The organism is Streptomyces sp. NBC_01314 (genome assembly GCF_041435215.1).
Classification (GTDB): Bacteria; Actinomycetota; Actinomycetes; order Streptomycetales; family Streptomycetaceae; genus Streptomyces.
The window spans coordinates 5,752,214-5,767,730 of record NZ_CP108394.1 but is presented as its reverse complement, the minus strand read 5'-3'; the positions used below and the strand labels follow the sequence as shown (position 1 = coordinate 5,767,730).

Here is a 15,517-nt window from a genome sequence, read left to right as displayed (position 1 = left end):
TTGAGCCGGTTGAGGCCGTTGCTGTTGCTGTTGTTCGCCACCCTCGGAGCACTGCTCGCCGGTGCCGTGCCCGTCTCCGCGCACGCCGCGCTGACGGGCAGCGACCCTCAGCAGGGGTCGGTGGTCCAGGAGGCACCGGGCCAGGTGTCGCTCACCTTCTCCGAGAAGGTCGCGATGTCCGACGGCGCGGTGCGCGTGTACGACCCCAAGGGCAAGAAGGCCGACACCGGCGAGGTCACCGACCTGGGCGGCAACAGCTATGCGGTCGAGCTGCACTCGGGCCTGCCCGACGGCACGTTCACCGTCACCTACCAGGTCGTGTCGGCGGACAGCCACCCTGTCTCCGGCGCCTTCGTCTTCTCCGTGGGGGCGCCCTCCAAAACGACCGTCGCGGTACCCGAGCAGGAGGTCGGCGGCGGGATCGTCGGCGGGCTCTACGGGTTCGCGCGCTACCTGTCGTACGCCGGTTTCATCCTGCTGGTCGGCGGCGCGGCCTTCGTGCTGGCCTGCTGGCAGCGCGGTGCCGGGGTACGGCCGGTGCAGCGGCTGGTGGTCTCCGGCTGGCTCACACTGACCACCGCCACGCTCGCGATGCTGCTCCTGCGCGGCTCCTACACCGGCTCCGGCAAGCTCGGTGACGTCTTCGACCTCGACCTCCTGGGCCAGGTCCTCCAGACGAAGACGGGCGCCGCCCTCGTCTCCCGCCTGCTGCTGCTCGCCGCGGCGGCACTGTTCGTCGCGGTGCTCTTCGGGGCGTACGCGCGACGGGACGAGGAGGTCGAGGACGACGGGGAGTCCGAGAAGGTCGGCGGGGCGATCGGCGAGGGTGCCGATGGGGCCGCTGAAGCCGAAGAGGGTTCTCAGGGTCGTACGCGCCCTTCCGGGGACACCGAGAGCGACTCGGAAGCGGACTCCGTAGAGAACCCGGCAGCGGACTCCGAAGCCGAGGAGGCCGAGGAGGCCGAGGAGGCCGAGGAGGCCGAGGAGGCCGAGGAGGCCGAGGAGGCCGAGGAGGCCGAGGAGGCCGACGACGAGTCCCTGCGGCGGGACCTCACCTTCGGGCTGGCCATCGGCGGGGGCGTGGTCTCCGCCGGTCTCGCCGCGAGCTGGGCGATGGCCGAGCACGCCTCGACCGGCATCCAGACGGGCATCTCGATGCCCCTCGACATCCTGCACCTGCTGGCGGTCGCCGCCTGGCTGGGCGGCCTGGCGACCCTGCTCGTGGCACTGTTCCGGGCGCCCGTGGACGCGCAGATCGAGACCGAGGCCGTACGACGGTTCTCGCGGGTCGCGTTCGGCAGCGTGCTCGTACTGACCGCGACCGGGATCTACCAGTCGTGGCGCCAGGTCGGCACCTGGTCCGCGCTGACCGGCACCTCGTACGGGCAGCTGCTCCTGGTGAAGGTCGGCCTGGTCGCCGTACTCGTCGGCATCGCATGGATCTCCCGCCGGTGGACCGCTCAACTGGCGGAGGCACCGGCCGCGGTGGAAACGGAAACCCCGGCGAAGGCGGAAGCCGCGGTGGATGCTGAAACCGCGGTGGAGAAGGAGCCGGCGGCCGCGCACGCCACCGGTGGCTCCGCGCGGGGCGCGGGCGGTGGTTCGGAGAAGGTCACCGGCGAGGGCTCCGAGCGGGCCGCTCAGCTCGCCCGGCAGCAGGCGGCGGTGGCGAGCACGCGTGAGAAGCGGATACGGAACGCCGATCCGGGCCGAACGGGTCTGCGCCGGTCGGTGCTGGCGGAGGCGGGCGTCGCCGTCGTGCTGCTCGCCGTCACGACGGTGCTGACGGCCGCCGAGCCTGGGCGCACGGTGGAGGATGCCAAGGCTGCCAACGCTGCCGCGACGCAGGAGGACAAGACGTCAGGGGCGTTGGCGCTGGACATGTCGTTCGACACCGGGGGCAAGAACGGCAAGGGCGTGGCCCGGCTGCAGATCGACCCCGCGCGCGTGGGTGCCAACGAGATGCACGTCTACGTCCAGGGCCCCGACGGCAAGCCCTTCGACGTCCCCGAGGTGAAGGTCGCCTTCACCCTCAAGGCCAAGGAGATCGGCCCCCTGCCCGTGGTCCCCGACCGCGTCACGACCGGCCACTGGACCGCGAACGGCGTGCAGATCCCCATGGCGGGCGACTGGAAGATCGAGATCACCGTACGGACATCTGAGATCGACCAGGTGACCGTCAGCAAGAACGCGAAGATCGGCTGAAACACACCATGGCTGACCAGGACCTTGTCGAAGGCGACTCCGCCGCCCCTGAAGGGGCTCGGGCCGGTACCGAATCCGCGGCTACCGCCGCGCGGGCGCGAGCGACCACGAACGACGCACAGTCGCCCTCCGGCTCTTCGAAGCCGCGGCTGGAGAGTGACGCCCCACCCCCCGGTGGAACGATCTCGCGGCGCCTCCTGCTGGGCACCGCCGGCGCGACCGGCCTCGCGCTGGGCGCGGCAGGCGGCGCCGCCGGATACGCGGCCGGGTCCTCCTCGACCGCTTCCTCGTCCTCCTCTACCGAGCAGGCCGTCCCTCTGTCCTCCCTCGGCGCCGGGGAGGTGATGTTTCACGTGAAACATCAGCCGGGGATCACCACCCCGCTCCAGGCCCGCGGCCACCTCGTCGCGTTCGACCTGGCCGCCGGGGCAGGGCGCAAGGAGGCGGCCGCCCTGCTGCGCCGCTGGTCGGAGACGGCCCGACGACTGATGGCGGGTGAGGCCGCGGCCCAGGACGACACGGATGTCGCCCGTGACGCGGGACCGTCGTCGCTGACGGTCACCTTCGGCTTCGGGCACAGCTTCTTCGCCCGTACCGGTCTGGAGAAGCAGCGCCCAGAATCCCTGGACCCGCTGCCCGACTTCTCCTCGGACCAGCTGGACAAGACGCGCAGCAACGGCGATCTATGGGTGCAGATCGGGGCCGACGACGCGCTCGTCGCCTTCCACGCCCTGCGCGCGGTCCAGAAGGACGCGGGCAGGGCGGCCCGGGTGCGGTGGCAGATGAACGGCTTCAACCGTTCGCCGGGCGCCACGACCCACCCCATGACGGCCCGCAACCTGATGGGGCAGATAGACGGCACCCGCAATCCGAAGCCGACCGAGTCCGACTTCGACGAGCGGATCTTCGTGCCCGCGTCCGCCTCACCGGCCACCTCCGGCGACCCGGAGTGGATGGCGAACGGCTCCTACGCCGTCGTACGCCGCATCCGCATGCTCCTCGACGACTGGGAGCAGCTCTCGGTCAAGGAACAGGAGGACGTCATCGGGCGGCGGAAGTCCGACGGCGCGCCGCTGAGCGGGGGCACGAAGGCGATCGAGACGACCGCGATGGACCTGGAGAAGACCGACTCCCAGGGCAATCTCCTCGTCCCGATCAACGCGCACGCCCGTATCACCCGCCCCGACCAGAACGGTGGCGCGGCCATGCTCCGCCGCCCGTTCTCCTTCCACGACGGCATCGACGCGAAGGGTGTGCCCGACGCCGGTCTCCTCTTCGTCTGCTGGCAGGCCGACCCCCTCCGCGGCTTCGTCACCGTCCAGCGCAAACTCGACCGCGGCGACGCCCTGTCGAAGTTCGTCCGCCACGAGTCGAGCGGCCTCTTCGCGGTGCCGGGGGGCGCGGCGGAGGGGGAGTACGTGGGACAGGGGTTGCTGGAGGGGTAAACCGGCTGGGGAGTCTCCGTGTGGAGCGCTTCCGACTGAAGCGTCGTCCCGGCGGAGGGTTTTCCGACCGGCAGGGAGGCTGGGTCACCTTCGATCGCCCTGTTTCGCGCCCTGAGAGCGACCGGCCCCCCACCCACCAGCCCTGGCGCCGTCGCCCAGGGAGGCGTGAAGGCGGCCGCAGGGCCGTACGTCGCTCTCAGGGGGGTGGGGGACGGGATACGTGCGCCGGGGCCCCGCAAGGCCCATTAGGGTGAGTCCATGCCAGCCAGCTACGTGTACCTCGGCCCCGAGGGCACCTTCACCGAGGTCGCTCTGCGCACGCTGCCGGAGTCCGCGACCCGCCAGCTCGTCCCGGTGGTGTCCGTGCCCGCCGCGCTCGACGCCGTCCGCAACGGCGAGGCCGAGGCCGCGTTCGTGCCGATCGAGAACTCCGTGGAGGGCGGCATCACGACCACACTCGACGAGCTGGTCGCCGGCGCCCCGCTGATGATCTACCGCGAGGTTCTCCTCTCGATCACCTTCGCGCTGCTGGTCAGGCCGGGCACCAAGATTTCGGAGATCAAGACGGTCACCGCGCACCCGGCCGCCCAGCCGCAGGTCCGCAACTGGATGAAGGCCAACCTCCCGCCCGACGTCGTCTGGGAGTCCGCCGCCTCGAACGCCGACGGCGCCCGCCTCGTCCAGGAGGGCCGCTACGACGCCGCCTTCGCCGGTGAGTTCGCGGCCGCGCGGTACGGCCTGAAGGCTCTGCACACCGAGATCCACGACGCGGAGAACGCCCAGACCCGGTTCGTCCTGGTCGGCCGCCCCGCCCGGCCCGCCGCCCCGACGGGCTCCGACAAGACCTCCGTCGTCATCTGGCAGCGCGACGACCACCCCGGCGGACTGCGCGACCTGCTCGGCGAGTTCGCCGTCCGCGGCGTCAACCTCATGCTGCTGCAGTCCCGCCCGACCGGCGAGGGCATCGGCAACTACTGCTTCGCCATCGACGCCGAGGGACATATCTCCGACCGCCGGGTGGCCGAGGCGCTGATGGGCCTCAAGCGGGTCTGCCTCCAGGTCCGCTACCTCGGTTCGTACCCGCGTGCGGATGCCGCCACCGCGAAGGTCCGACCCACTCCGCCGGGCACCTCCGACGCCGAGTTCGTGGCCGCGGCGGACTGGGTGGCACGCTGCCAGGACGGCCGGTTCTAGGCAGCCGTTCCAGGCAGCCGGTTCGCAGCCCGTTCCAGGCAGCCGGTTCGGGGACGGTCCGTTCTGGACGGTCAGCCCTGCGGCGGTCAGCCCTGGGACGGCCGGTTACAGACCTGCCTGTCGCCGGTCCTACCTGCTTATTTTCTTTGTCCACAGAAGTTATCCACAGGGCGGCTTCTCGACCTGGGGACAAATCGACAACACATCGCCATTCAGTCGACAAATCCCCTTCATGGGCCCGTCGTGTCCACAACCCCGCACGTCACCCTTCGTCCACACACCCTCTCCCGTCAATCCTTTAGGGCTACCCATTTACCCGCGAATCCACCCGAAAGTGGGCGTGAAGGTGGTTTGAGTCGGGAATCCTCAAGCCGACGGCCCACATTCCCCGTGATCTTTCCCTCGGTCCACAGATCTTTCACACAGCCTGTGGATAACTTTGCGGCACTGCGGACTTCTGTGGACAGCGGATCCCCAAGTCCCTTGCAACACAAGGGAGTCGAGTCAACCAGGCGCCACACTTGCACCCCCTTTCAGGGGGACAGGCCCCAATTCATTGACTTTCACCGACACCCGCACATCGCCCCTCACCCGCCCTTCGCCCACTCTTCACGCTCTGCCACCACGATCGATACTTGGTTCAAATCAGCACAGACGCGGCACAGAGCGAATTCGAGTCGTGGGCCGGAACCACGCACCGGTAACCTTGTGGGGTGATTGACCTTCGCCTGCTCCGTGAGGACCCCGACCGTGTGCGCGCGTCCCAGCGCGCCCGTGGAGAGGACGTCGCGCTCGTCGACTCCCTCCTGTCCGCCGACGAGCGGCGCAGGTCCTCCGGCGTCCGCTTCGACGAGCTCCGCGCCGAGCAGAAGTCGCTCGGCAGGCTGATCCCCAAAGCCTCCCCCGACGAGAAGGCGGAGCTGCTCAAGCAAGCGGAACAGCTCAAGGCCGACGTCAAGGCCGCCGACGCCGAGCGCGACGCGGCCGACACCGAGACCCACGAGCTCCTCCTCCAGCTCGGCAACCTCGTACACCCGGACGTCCCGGTCGGTGGCGAGGAGGACTTCGTCACGCTGGAGACGCACGGCGAGATCCGTGACTTCACGGCCGAGGGTTTCGAGCCCAAGGACCACCTGGAGCTCGGCACGATCCTCGGTGCCATCGACACCGAGCGCGGCGCCAAGGTCTCCGGCTCGCGCTTCTACTTCCTGACGGGCGTCGGCGCCCTCCTCGAACTCGCCCTGGTCAACGCGGCGATCGCGCAGGCCACCGCGGCCGGCTTCACCCCGATGCTGACCCCGGCGCTGGTCCGCCCGCAGTCGATGGCCGGCACCGGCTTCCTCGGCCAGGCCGCCCAGGACGTCTACCACCTCGACAAGGACGACCTGTACCTGGTCGGCACCTCCGAGGTCGCGCTGGCGGCGTACCACATGGACGAGATCATCGACGCCGACCGCCTCCCCCTGCGCTACGCGGGCTTCTCCCCCTGCTTCCGCCGCGAGGCCGGTTCGCACGGCAAGGACACCCGGGGTATCTTCCGCGTCCACCAGTTCGACAAGGTAGAGATGTTCTCGTACGTCGCGCCCGAGGACTCCCAGGCCGAGCACCAGCGTCTGCTCGACTGGGAGAAGCAGTGGCTGACGTCGCTCGAACTTCCCTTCCGGGTCATCGACGTCGCCTCCGCCGACCTCGGCTCCTCGGCCTCGCGCAAGTTCGACTGCGAGGCGTGGATCCCGACCCAGGGCAAGTACCGCGAGCTGACCTCGACCTCCGACTGCACGGAGTACCAGTCGCGCCGCCTGCAGATCCGCTTCCGTGACGGCAAGCAGGTCAAGCCGCTGGCCACGCTCAACGGCACGCTCTGCGCCGTCCCACGCACGATCGTCGCGATCCTGGAGAACCACCAGCAGGCCGACGGCTCCGTCCGCGTCCCCGAGGTCCTGCGCCCGTACCTGGGCGGCCGCGAGGTGCTGGAGCCGGTAGCCAAGTGAGCGATGCGGCTGCCACCGAGGGCTCCACGGACTCCAGGAAGGCCACGGCGTCAGAGGCGTCCGAGGTCTCCGAAGCGTCCGTGCCGCCCTCGGGCTTCCCGTACAAGCTGATCGCGACCGACCTCGACGGAACGCTCCTGCGCTCCGACGACTCGGTCTCCCGGCGCACCCGTGAGGCGCTCGCCGCGGCCACCGCAGCGGGCGCCGCCCACATCGTCGTCACCGGCCGGGCCGTCCCCTGGACCCGCCACATCCTCGACGACCTCGACTACCGGGGTCTGGCCGTCTGCGGCCAGGGCGCCCAGGTCTACGACGCCGGAGAGCACCGGCTGCTCACGGCCGTCACCCTGGACCGGCAGCTCGCCGCCGTGGCCCTCGCCAAGATCGAGGCGGAGGTCGGCCCCCTGCACCTGGCCGCCAGCCGGGCGGGCCTGCAGGGCGAAATACTGGTCAGCCCCGGCTATGCCGTCCACGGCACGCTGCCCACCACCCCGCTCACGGACGTGTCCGACCTCTGGGCGGCTCCGCTGAACAAGATCTACATACAGCACCCCACCCTGACTTCCGACGAGCTCGCCGAAGCCTCCCGCCAGGCCGCCGGCGGCTTCGTCACGGTCGCCATGGCCGGCGAGGGCATCGTCGAACTCCTCCCCCTCGGCCTCAGCAAGGCCACCGGCCTCTCCCTCGCCGCCCGCCGCCTCGGCGTGAAGCGCACCGACACCATTGCCTTCGGCGACATGCCCAACGACATCCCCATGTTCAACTGGTCCACCTACGGCGTAGCCATGGCCAACGCCCACACCGACCTCAAGGCCATCGCCGACGAAGTGACCTCCTCCAACGAGGACGACGGCATTGCCGAGGTACTGGAACGCCTGCTGAGCTAGCAGCCGGGCGAACGCTGCAGGCCCCGGGCAGTCGTGGCGCTGGGGCGGCGGGGGTTGGCGTTACCGGCACCCTGCGAGCGCCGGTAAGCGAAACCCACCTCCGCCCAGCACCAACCGCCGAGCCCTCTCAAGAACGCCCCCGAGGCCCAGCGCAACGCCGCGGGCCTCCCTACACGTACCCCCAGCCCAAATACGGCCAGTCTCAGCGACAGCGAACGGCGGAGGATGCACGAATCGAACGTGCGCGGGCAAAACCCGACCACGGCTTAGCAAGCCGGTGCCTTACCACTCGGCCAATCCTCCGGGTGGGCGGCCCACGCGAAGCGATTCGCGCGCTCGAAGCGGCCGCCCCGGGCAACTCCCCGCTGGGGGAACGGACTCGACGGAGGGGTAACTACTCCGGAGCCCGCCATGGACTGCCCTGCCGGGAACTCGACGTACCGCGCCTGAAGGACAGCATCGTCGGGCTCCTCTCCCAGAACGTGGCGCCGATTCGACCCGGCGACCTGGACATCAACCACTGTGCCCGGCAGCCGAGTTGCCCGCCACCGAATATCCGTCGCAAACGGCCACACGCCACGGTCACACGGAGGGTCACCGGCGGCGCCACCTGCGGCGTCGCGCCTTGCTGAAGAACCACCCGGCGGGCGGCTCGTCCGAGCGCCAGGGCTGGGGATCGGGGGCCTTCTGCCGCCAGCGCGCCGCCAGCATCCGGGCCCGCCCCGACGGTTCGGCCGTCTCGGCGGACCGTATGAAGTCCTCGTCCAGAACGACGTCGTCCCAGACACCCTCGCTCGCGCTCCCGGCACCGGCCTCGGCTCGGGCGCCTGGCTCCGACAGGGGTCCGGATCCCTCCTTGGCGCCCGGCACTCCCCCCGACCCCGGCCCCGCACCGGCCCCGCTGCCCGCTCCGGCTGTGGCTCCGCTGCCGGCGCCCGGTCCAGCCACAGAGTCCGCTCCACCCCCGACCGTGCTGTTGACCACCGCGCCCTGCGCCTCGCCGTCCCCGGCCGCCGCCTCCGTTGCCATCCCCGTCCCTCCTGACTCCCGGCCGCCCCTCCTGGCCTCTTATGTCCCTTCGTTTTTCCCCTCGTTCAGTGTGCCTGGATGTGCGTGAAGCCCCTGTCAAGATCAAGGAAGGGTGGGCCTCCGGGGCCGAGCGCCCCGGAGGGTTCCGTCACTCCTCGCCGGCCAGCTTCAGCGTTCGCAGCTTCTGCCCCGCGTACCAAGTCGCGCCCGCCGTGACCACCGTCAGCAGAACCACCGCGGTCGGCAGCCCCACGTCGGACGTCACGAGACCGCCGTCGGTGACCTTCTGGGCGACGGCGAGCCCCCACTGCTGGACACTGAGCGTGCGTGCCCCGTCGATCAGGGACCCGAAGAGGGTCTCCCAGACGAGCGCGTACACGAGTCCGAAGACGACCGCGTGCCGGGTGACCGTCCCGAGGAGCAGGAATATCGCCGCGTACGCGATCGAGGAGACCAGCGCCGCCACCGTGTAGGCGACCGCGATCTGCTGTCCGTTGCCGTTCAGGATCAGACCGGCGATCAGGGTCGGTATGGCCGAGAACGCCATGGTCACCGCGATCGCCACGATCAGCTTGGTGATGATGATCTTCGGCCGCTTCACCGGCTTGGCCAGCAGATACACCACCGAGCCGTCATCGATCTCCGGCCCGATCGCGCCCGTTCCCGCGATGACACCGATGATCGGCACCATCGTGGCGAGCGCGAACCCGCCGAGGAGGTCCGCGGCTACCTGGTCATCGGCGCCGCTCAGGGCGCGCACGGCCACGGAGAGCACGATCAAGAGGATGGGCAGGGCACTGAGAATGAGGGCCCGACGGCGGCCGAGCAGAGCCCGGTAGGTAAGCCGGGCGACTGTGGGGTCGTACATCTTCGGCCTCCTACGCCGCGACGAGATACGAGAAGACGGACTCGAGCGACTCGTCCGACGGCGAGACCGTGAGCAGACGGATGCCGTGGTCCCGGGCCACCCTCGGCAGCAGGGCCGTGAACCGGCCGAAGTCGACGGCCTGGACACGCAAGGCGCCCTCGGCCAGGTCCACTTCGATCCCGGCGGTCGACGGGTCGGCGATCAGCGCGGCGGCCAGGGCCCGGTCGTCGCTGGAACGCACCAGATAGCGGTGCGGGCGGTCGGTCATCAGACGGCGGATGCGCCGGAAGTCGCCGCTCGCCGCGTGCCGTCCGGCGACGATCACTTCGATGTGGGCCGCCAGTTGCTCGACCTCTTCGAGGATGTGGGACGAGAACAGCACCGTGCGGCCCTCGTCGCCCATGCGTCGCAGCAGGTCCATGAGCTGCATGCGCTGGCGCGGGTCCATGCCGTTGAACGGCTCGTCCAGCAGGAGCAGGGACGGTTCGTGGACCAGCGCGGACGCCATCTTCACACGCTGGCGCATGCCCTTGGAGTACGTCGAGATCTTGCGGTCCTGCGCGTACTCCATCTCCACCGTGGCGAGCGCCCGCTGGGCGGCCTTCGCCCCGAGGCCGTGCAACTCGGCGTTGGCGACGACGAACTCTCGGCCCGTGAGGAAGTCGTACATCGCCTCGCGCTCGGGGACGATGCCGATGTGCTTGTAGATCTGCTCGTTGCGCCACACCGGCGAGCCGTCGAGTGTGACGGAGCCTGTGGAGGGGGCGAGGAAGCCGGCCATCATGTTGATGAGGGTGGACTTGCCGGCGCCGTTCGGGCCGAGCAGGCCGGTGACACCGGGGCCGATCGTCATCGTGACGTCGTTGACCGCCACCACGTTGCCGAACCAGCGTGAGACGTGGTCGATGTTGAGTGTGGTCACAGCCCGACCTTTCGGTAGCGGCGCATCAGCAGGCCGTAGGAGCCGGCGATGAGACCCAGGACGACGAGGAAGTAGAGAGCTCCCTGCCCGCTGGAGGGACCATGACCGCCGGGGAAGGCGGAGGTGGCACCCAGGAAGGCGGTCTGTACGCCGTCTATCAGCGTGATGGGCGAGAAGAGACCGAGCCAGGGCACCGCGTCGGCGCTGGACTGCTCGTTGGCGATGGCCTGGATGACGGACACCGCCCCGTAGGAAATGGTCAGGACGGCGATGACAGCCGCGATGCCGAAGCCGCGGCGCGGGGTGACCGCCGAGATCACCAGGCCGATGCCGGCGAAGAGGAGCGAGAGCAGTGCCACGGACACCAGTCCCTGCGCGAGTCCCTTGGTCTGGTCGGTGAAGTCGAGCTTGGCCAGCAACGCGCCCACATAGAGCACGAGCAGGGGCACCGCGGTCAGGATGAAGAGTGCCGAGGTCAGCGCCGCGAACTTCGCGCGGACGTAGTCGGCGGTCTCGATCGGGCGCGAAAAGTACAGCGGGACGGTCTTGAACCGCAGGTCGCGTGAGACGGCCTGCGGTGCCTGGGAGGCGACGTACAGACCGATGACAGCCTGCATGATGACCGCGTAGTCGGTGTACCTGATCGGCAGGTCGTTGGCCTGGGTGGCGACCGAGACCGCCACCATGATGGCCGCCGGCACGCACATCACCGCGAACAGCAGCATCGGCAGCACCTTGGACTTGGCCGAGCGGCCCAGTCCGTACGCGCCGCGCAGGGACTGCGAGTACAGCGAACGGCGGGCGTACGCGCTGCCCAGGCGGGGGCCGTCGTACGAGCGGTATCCGATGTTGTGGATGCGGCTCTGCTCACCCTTGCGAGCGGGCTGTCCACTGGCGAGGGCCGGTGCCTGTGCACCGTGCTGCTCAACCGCCATGGCCGACCGCCTCCTTCCCTGCGTTCTGGGCGCTGCGGGTGCCCGACTGCTCGTCGTTGTCCTGGAAGACTTCGGCGATCTGGTGCCTGCGCTGCTCCATGCGGACCAGACCGAGACCCAGGTCGGCGACGACGTCGCGGACCAGGTCGTAGGTCTCGTCGCCCTGGGCGGCGAGCAGCAGGATGTGTCCGGCTCCCGGCAGGCCGCTTCCGTCGGAGACGGTCACTCCGCGCGCGTGGAGCGCCTCGCGCAGCGCGCCGGTGCCGTCGGGGTGTTCGTCGCTGTCGGTGACCTCGATTGCGAGGGTCGCCGTGCTCTGGGTGAAGTCCCTGGTGGAACTGGACCGCAGGAGCTTGCCTCCGTCGACCACGACGACGTGGTCGCAGGTGCGTTCCAGCTCGCCGAGCAGGTGGGAGGCGACCAGCACCGAGATGCCGAAGTCGGTGTGGATGCGGCGGATCAGGCCGAGCATCTCGTCCCGACCGACCGGGTCCAGGCCGTTGGTCGGCTCGTCCAGGAAGACCAGCTGCGGGTCGTGCACGAGGGCCTGGGCGAGCTTCACTCGCTGTTTCATGCCCGTGGAGTAGCCGCCTATGGGGCGGTACCGCTCCTCGTACAGGCCGACGTGGCGCAGGGTGTCCGCGGTGCGCTCACGCGCGGCGGCCGGCGGGAGCCCCGACATGCGGGCCATGTGCACGACGAACTCGGTGGCCGAGACGTCGGGCGGCAGGCAGTCGTGCTCCGGCATGTACCCCACGCGCTCGCGGATGGCGCCGCCCTTGGTGGCGACATCGAGGCCGAGCACCTCGGCTCGGCCCTCCGAGGCGGGGGACAGACCCAGCAGGATTTTGATCAGTGTGGACTTGCCGGCGCCATTGGCACCGACGAGTCCCGTCACACCGGGTCCGATGTCCACGGAGAGCCGGTCAAGAGCGGTTACCCTCGGGAACCGCTTGCTCAGGCTTTCGGTCGCGATCACAGTCACGATTTAGACATTAGGGGCGCCGGCCGCCGCGGTCATCACCCCGCAGAGCTGTCTCCGCGTCACTCTCGAGTCGTACGGGCCCGTAGGGGGCCTCCACCGCCGGTCCCCCTAGGGGTCACCCTGAGGTCGAACGACCCGACGGAGCCGAGCCGCGTGTCAGCGGCCGTCTTGTCCTGAACGATCGGCGTCTCCGTTTCGTGCCCGCGTTCCCATTTGTCTTCGTGACCGCCTCCCCGTCCGTTCTCCGGGCCCGGCGGTTCTCCACAGCCCGCACACCCCATTGACGGAGCCATCAATCACTGTCACATTCATTGGTGTCACGTGACGAACACGGACCGTAGTCGACGGAGACGGGTGGGGCAGTGACATGACCTCGGCACCGGCAGGCGGACTCACCGCGGAACTGCGGGGCTTCAGGCAGGTCCAGACCCTCGCGTACGAGTGCGCGGAAGCGGTCGCGGCCCAGCTGAAGCCTGGCGTGACCGAGCGCGAAGCGGCGCGCATGCAGCGACACTGGCTGCGCGAACGCGGCGTGCGGGACTGGTTCCACCTGCCGTTCGCCTGGTTCGGGGACCGCACGGCCTTCGTGGACTTCCGTATACCTCTGCAGTTCTTCCCCACCGACCGCCGCCTCGAAGCGGGCATGCCCTTCATCCTCGACATGGCCCCCATATACAAGGGCCACACTGCGGACATCGGCTATTCGGGCTGCCTCGGACCGAATCCCCTGCACGACAAGCTGATGACGGACCTTGGAGCGCACCGCGAGCTGATCCTGCGCGAGGTGCGTGAGCGCCGGTCGCTGCGCGAGATCTACGAGGACGTGGACCGGCTCATGGTCCGCCAGGGATATGCCAACCGGCATCGTGCCCATCCCTTCGGTGTCATCGCGCACAAGGTGGACCGGGTGAAGGAAGGCCGCTGGTCACCGCATGTGTTCGGGTTCGGCACACGGTCCTTGCGGGGCCTTGCGGCCGACGCACTGCGCGGACACCGCGACGGCTGGTCGCCGCTGTGGTCGCCCTACCGGTTCTCCGACCACCCGCCGCGGCCGGGGCTGTGGGCGGTCGAGCCGCACCTCGGCTTCCGGGGCACGGGCGCGAAGTTCGAGGAGATCCTGGTCGTCACCGACTCCGGAGATCCCGAGGAGCGCGCGTTCTGGCTGGACAACGGTCTGCCGCACGTCCGGCGGTGGGCGGAGGAGAAGTGCCGATGACCGAAGGGGGAGACGTGACGGATTCGATGACACTCGAAGGCGCGCGGGAGCGCCGGGTGCGCGCGGGCGGGGTCGAGTTGTGCGTCGCCGAGCTGGGCGACCCCGAGCAGCCGACCGTGCTGCTCGTGCACGGATACCCCGATACCAAGGAGGTCTGGTCCGAGGTCGCGGTACGGCTCGCGGAGCGCTTTCACGTGGTGCTGTACGACGTACGCGGCCACGGCGGATCGACGGCACCCAAGCCCCTGCGCGGTGGGTTCACGCTGGAGAAGCTGACGGACGACTTCCTGGCGGTCGTGGACGCGGTCAGCCCCGGCCGCCCCGTGCACCTGGTGGGTCACGACTGGGGTTCCGTGCAGGGCTGGGAATTCGTGACGGTCGAGCGCACCGAGGGCCGCATCGCGTCCTTCACCTCGATGTCCGGCCCTTCCCTCGACCACTTGGGGCACTGGATCAAGCGGCGGATGAAGCGCCCGACCCCACGCCGGATCGGTCAACTCCTCGGCCAGGGCGCCAGGTCCTGGTACGTCTACGTGCAGCACATGCCCGTGCTCCCCGAACTCGCCTGGCGTGGCCCCCTCGGCAAGCAGTGGCCCGGCCTGGTCCGGCGGGCCGAGAAGCTGCCCCCGGGCGACTACCCCAGCCCGTCACTGCCCACGGACGCCGCCCATGGGGCATGGCTGTACCGGGACAACATTCGTGCCCGTCTGGCCCACCCCCGTGACGACGCGTACGCCCACGCGCCCGTGCAGCTCATCACTCCTCTGGGGGACCGGTTCCTCTCCGAGCGGCTCTACGACGACCTGGAGTCGTGGGCCCCACAGCTCACTCGCCGCACCCTGCCTGCCAAGCACTGGATCCCGCGCACGCGGCCCGATCAACTGACGGCCTGGATCACCGAGTTCGTCAGGGCCACCGAGGGCGGACGCCCCGCACCGGTGGCCACCGGGAAGTACACGGACCGGTTCGGCGGCCAGTTGGTGCTGGTCACAGGGGCGGCCGGCGGCATCGGCCGGGCCACAGCCTTCGCGTTCGCCGAGGCCGGGGCACGCGTCGTCGCTGTCGACCTGGACGCCGAAGGAGCGGCCCGCACCGCGGAGTTGTCCAGGCTGATCGGCGCGCCCGATGCCTGGGCCGAGACGGTCGACGTCTCGGACGAGCAGGCCATGGAGAAGCTCGCCGAAAAGGTCGCCACCGAGTACGGCGTGGTCGACGTGCTGGTGAACAACGCGGGAATCGGACTGTCTGGGTCCTTTCTCGACACCACCTCCGACGACTGGCGGAAGGTTCTCGACGTCAACCTGTGGGGCGTGATCCACGGCTGTCGTCTGTTCGGCAGGCAGATGGCCGAGCGCGGGCAGGGCGGCCACATCGTCAACACCGCCTCGGCCGCCGCGTATCTGCCCTCCAGGTCGCTGCCCGCGTACAGCACCTCCAAGGCGGCCGTCCTGATGTTGAGCGAGTGCCTGCGTGCGGAACTGGCCGGGCAGGGCATCGGGGTGTCGGCGATCTGCCCGGGCATCGTCAACACCAACATCACCTCGACCGCGCGCTTCGCCGGCGTCGACGCCGAGGAGGAGAGGCGCCGTCAGCAGAAGGCCACGAAGCTGTACGGACTGCGGAACTACCCGCCGGAGAAGGTCGCGGAAGCCGTCCTGCGCGCGGTCGTCCGCAACCAGGCGGTCGTACCCGTCACCCCGGAGGCCCACGGCGGCCGCTTCCTGTCCCGGTTCGCCCCGCGGGCGCTGCGCGCGTTCGCCCGACTGGAGCCGCCGCTGTGAGCCCCCAGGACAAGCGGAACACTGTGCCGCATCTGCCGCTACCGGCGGGGGAGCGGTGG

At 69.8% G+C, this 15,517-nt stretch carries 12 protein-coding genes and 1 tRNA gene; 7 read left to right on the top strand and 6 right to left on the bottom strand.

The genetic code is table 11. The features are described from left to right. The 5 genes from OG622_RS25270 (at window position 1) to OG622_RS25250 (ending at window position 7,722) form a co-directional block, all read left to right on the top strand. On the top strand, window positions 1–2,205 hold the full coding sequence (locus tag OG622_RS25270) for a copper resistance CopC/CopD family protein (protein WP_371578909.1): 2,205 nt from the start codon (window positions 1–3) through the stop codon (window positions 2,203–2,205). 8 nt (window positions 2,206–2,213) lie between these two features. After that, the gene (efeB, locus tag OG622_RS25265) at window positions 2,214–3,650 is read left to right on the top strand and encodes an iron uptake transporter deferrochelatase/peroxidase subunit (RefSeq protein ID WP_371578907.1); all 1,437 of its coding nucleotides are present in this window, start codon (window positions 2,214–2,216) and stop codon (window positions 3,648–3,650) included. Window positions 3,651–3,908: 258 nt separating this feature from the next. Next, window positions 3,909–4,844, top strand: a complete 936-nt coding sequence (gene pheA / locus OG622_RS25260) for a prephenate dehydratase (RefSeq protein WP_371578906.1) — start codon at window positions 3,909–3,911, stop codon at window positions 4,842–4,844. Window positions 4,845–5,557: 713 nt separating this feature from the next. Next, complete coding sequence (gene serS / locus OG622_RS25255) at window positions 5,558–6,835, top strand: serine--tRNA ligase (RefSeq protein WP_371578905.1); 1,278 nt, start codon at window positions 5,558–5,560, stop codon at window positions 6,833–6,835. Between the two features lie 80 nt (window positions 6,836–6,915). Beyond that, window positions 6,916–7,722, top strand: a complete 807-nt coding sequence (locus OG622_RS25250) for an HAD family hydrolase (RefSeq protein WP_371584210.1) — start codon at window positions 6,916–6,918, stop codon at window positions 7,720–7,722. A gap of 219 nt (window positions 7,723–7,941) precedes the next feature. Here the strand turns inward: OG622_RS25250 and OG622_RS25245 are convergent. The 6 genes from OG622_RS25245 to OG622_RS25220 form a co-directional block, all read right to left on the bottom strand. Beyond that, window positions 7,942–8,025: transfer RNA gene (locus tag OG622_RS25245), tRNA-Ser, on the bottom strand. Between the two features lie 291 nt (window positions 8,026–8,316). Further along, the gene (locus OG622_RS25240) at window positions 8,317–8,562 is read right to left on the bottom strand and encodes a hypothetical protein (protein WP_371584209.1); all 246 of its coding nucleotides are present in this window, start codon (window positions 8,560–8,562) and stop codon (window positions 8,317–8,319) included. 337 nt (window positions 8,563–8,899) lie between these two features. After that, on the bottom strand, window positions 8,900–9,619 hold the full coding sequence (locus OG622_RS25235) for an ABC transporter permease (RefSeq protein WP_371578904.1): 720 nt from the start codon (window positions 9,617–9,619) through the stop codon (window positions 8,900–8,902). Window positions 9,620–9,629: 10 nt separating this feature from the next. Beyond that, window positions 9,630–10,541 (bottom strand): ABC transporter ATP-binding protein, encoded by a 912-nt coding sequence (locus OG622_RS25230; protein WP_371578903.1) that lies wholly within the window; start codon window positions 10,539–10,541, stop codon window positions 9,630–9,632. Continuing rightward, the gene (locus OG622_RS25225) at window positions 10,538–11,476 is read right to left on the bottom strand and encodes an ABC transporter permease subunit (RefSeq protein WP_371578902.1); all 939 of its coding nucleotides are present in this window, start codon (window positions 11,474–11,476) and stop codon (window positions 10,538–10,540) included. The genes OG622_RS25230 and OG622_RS25225 overlap by 4 nt, the downstream gene beginning before the upstream one ends. Further along, window positions 11,466–12,455, bottom strand: coding sequence for an ABC transporter ATP-binding protein (locus OG622_RS25220; RefSeq protein WP_371584208.1), 990 nt, complete (start codon window positions 12,453–12,455; stop codon window positions 11,466–11,468). The genes OG622_RS25225 and OG622_RS25220 overlap by 11 nt, the downstream gene beginning before the upstream one ends. Window positions 12,456–12,828: 373 nt before the next feature. On the opposite strand from OG622_RS25220, the gene OG622_RS25215 reads away from it, so the two are divergent. Both OG622_RS25215 and OG622_RS25210 read left to right on the top strand, forming a co-directional pair. After that, window positions 12,829–13,677: a M24 family metallopeptidase gene (locus tag OG622_RS25215; RefSeq protein ID WP_371578901.1), complete on the top strand. Its 849-nt coding sequence runs from the start codon at window positions 12,829–12,831 to the stop codon at window positions 13,675–13,677. Continuing rightward, a complete protein-coding gene (locus tag OG622_RS25210) occupies window positions 13,674–15,458 on the top strand; it encodes an SDR family oxidoreductase (RefSeq protein WP_371578900.1) in 1,785 nt (594 codons plus the stop codon). The genes OG622_RS25215 and OG622_RS25210 overlap by 4 nt, the downstream gene beginning before the upstream one ends. Window positions 15,459–15,517 lie beyond the last annotated feature (59 nt).

Bases quoted from the DNA above. Each gene is read 5' to 3' on its own strand.
- pheA (WP_371578906.1), top strand. From the start codon at position 3,909: ATGCCAGCCAGCTACGTGTACCTCGGCCCCGAGGGCACCTTCACCGAG.
- efeB (WP_371578907.1), top strand. From the start codon at position 2,214: ATGGCTGACCAGGACCTTGTCGAAGGCGACTCCGCCGCCCCTGAAGGG.
- OG622_RS25235 (WP_371578904.1), bottom strand. From the start codon at position 9,619: ATGTACGACCCCACAGTCGCCCGGCTTACCTACCGGGCTCTGCTCGGC.
- OG622_RS25225 (WP_371578902.1), bottom strand. From the start codon at position 11,476: ATGGCGGTTGAGCAGCACGGTGCACAGGCACCGGCCCTCGCCAGTGGA.
- OG622_RS25210 (WP_371578900.1), top strand. From the start codon at position 13,674: ATGACCGAAGGGGGAGACGTGACGGATTCGATGACACTCGAAGGCGCG.
- OG622_RS25215 (WP_371578901.1), top strand. From the start codon at position 12,829: ATGACCTCGGCACCGGCAGGCGGACTCACCGCGGAACTGCGGGGCTTC.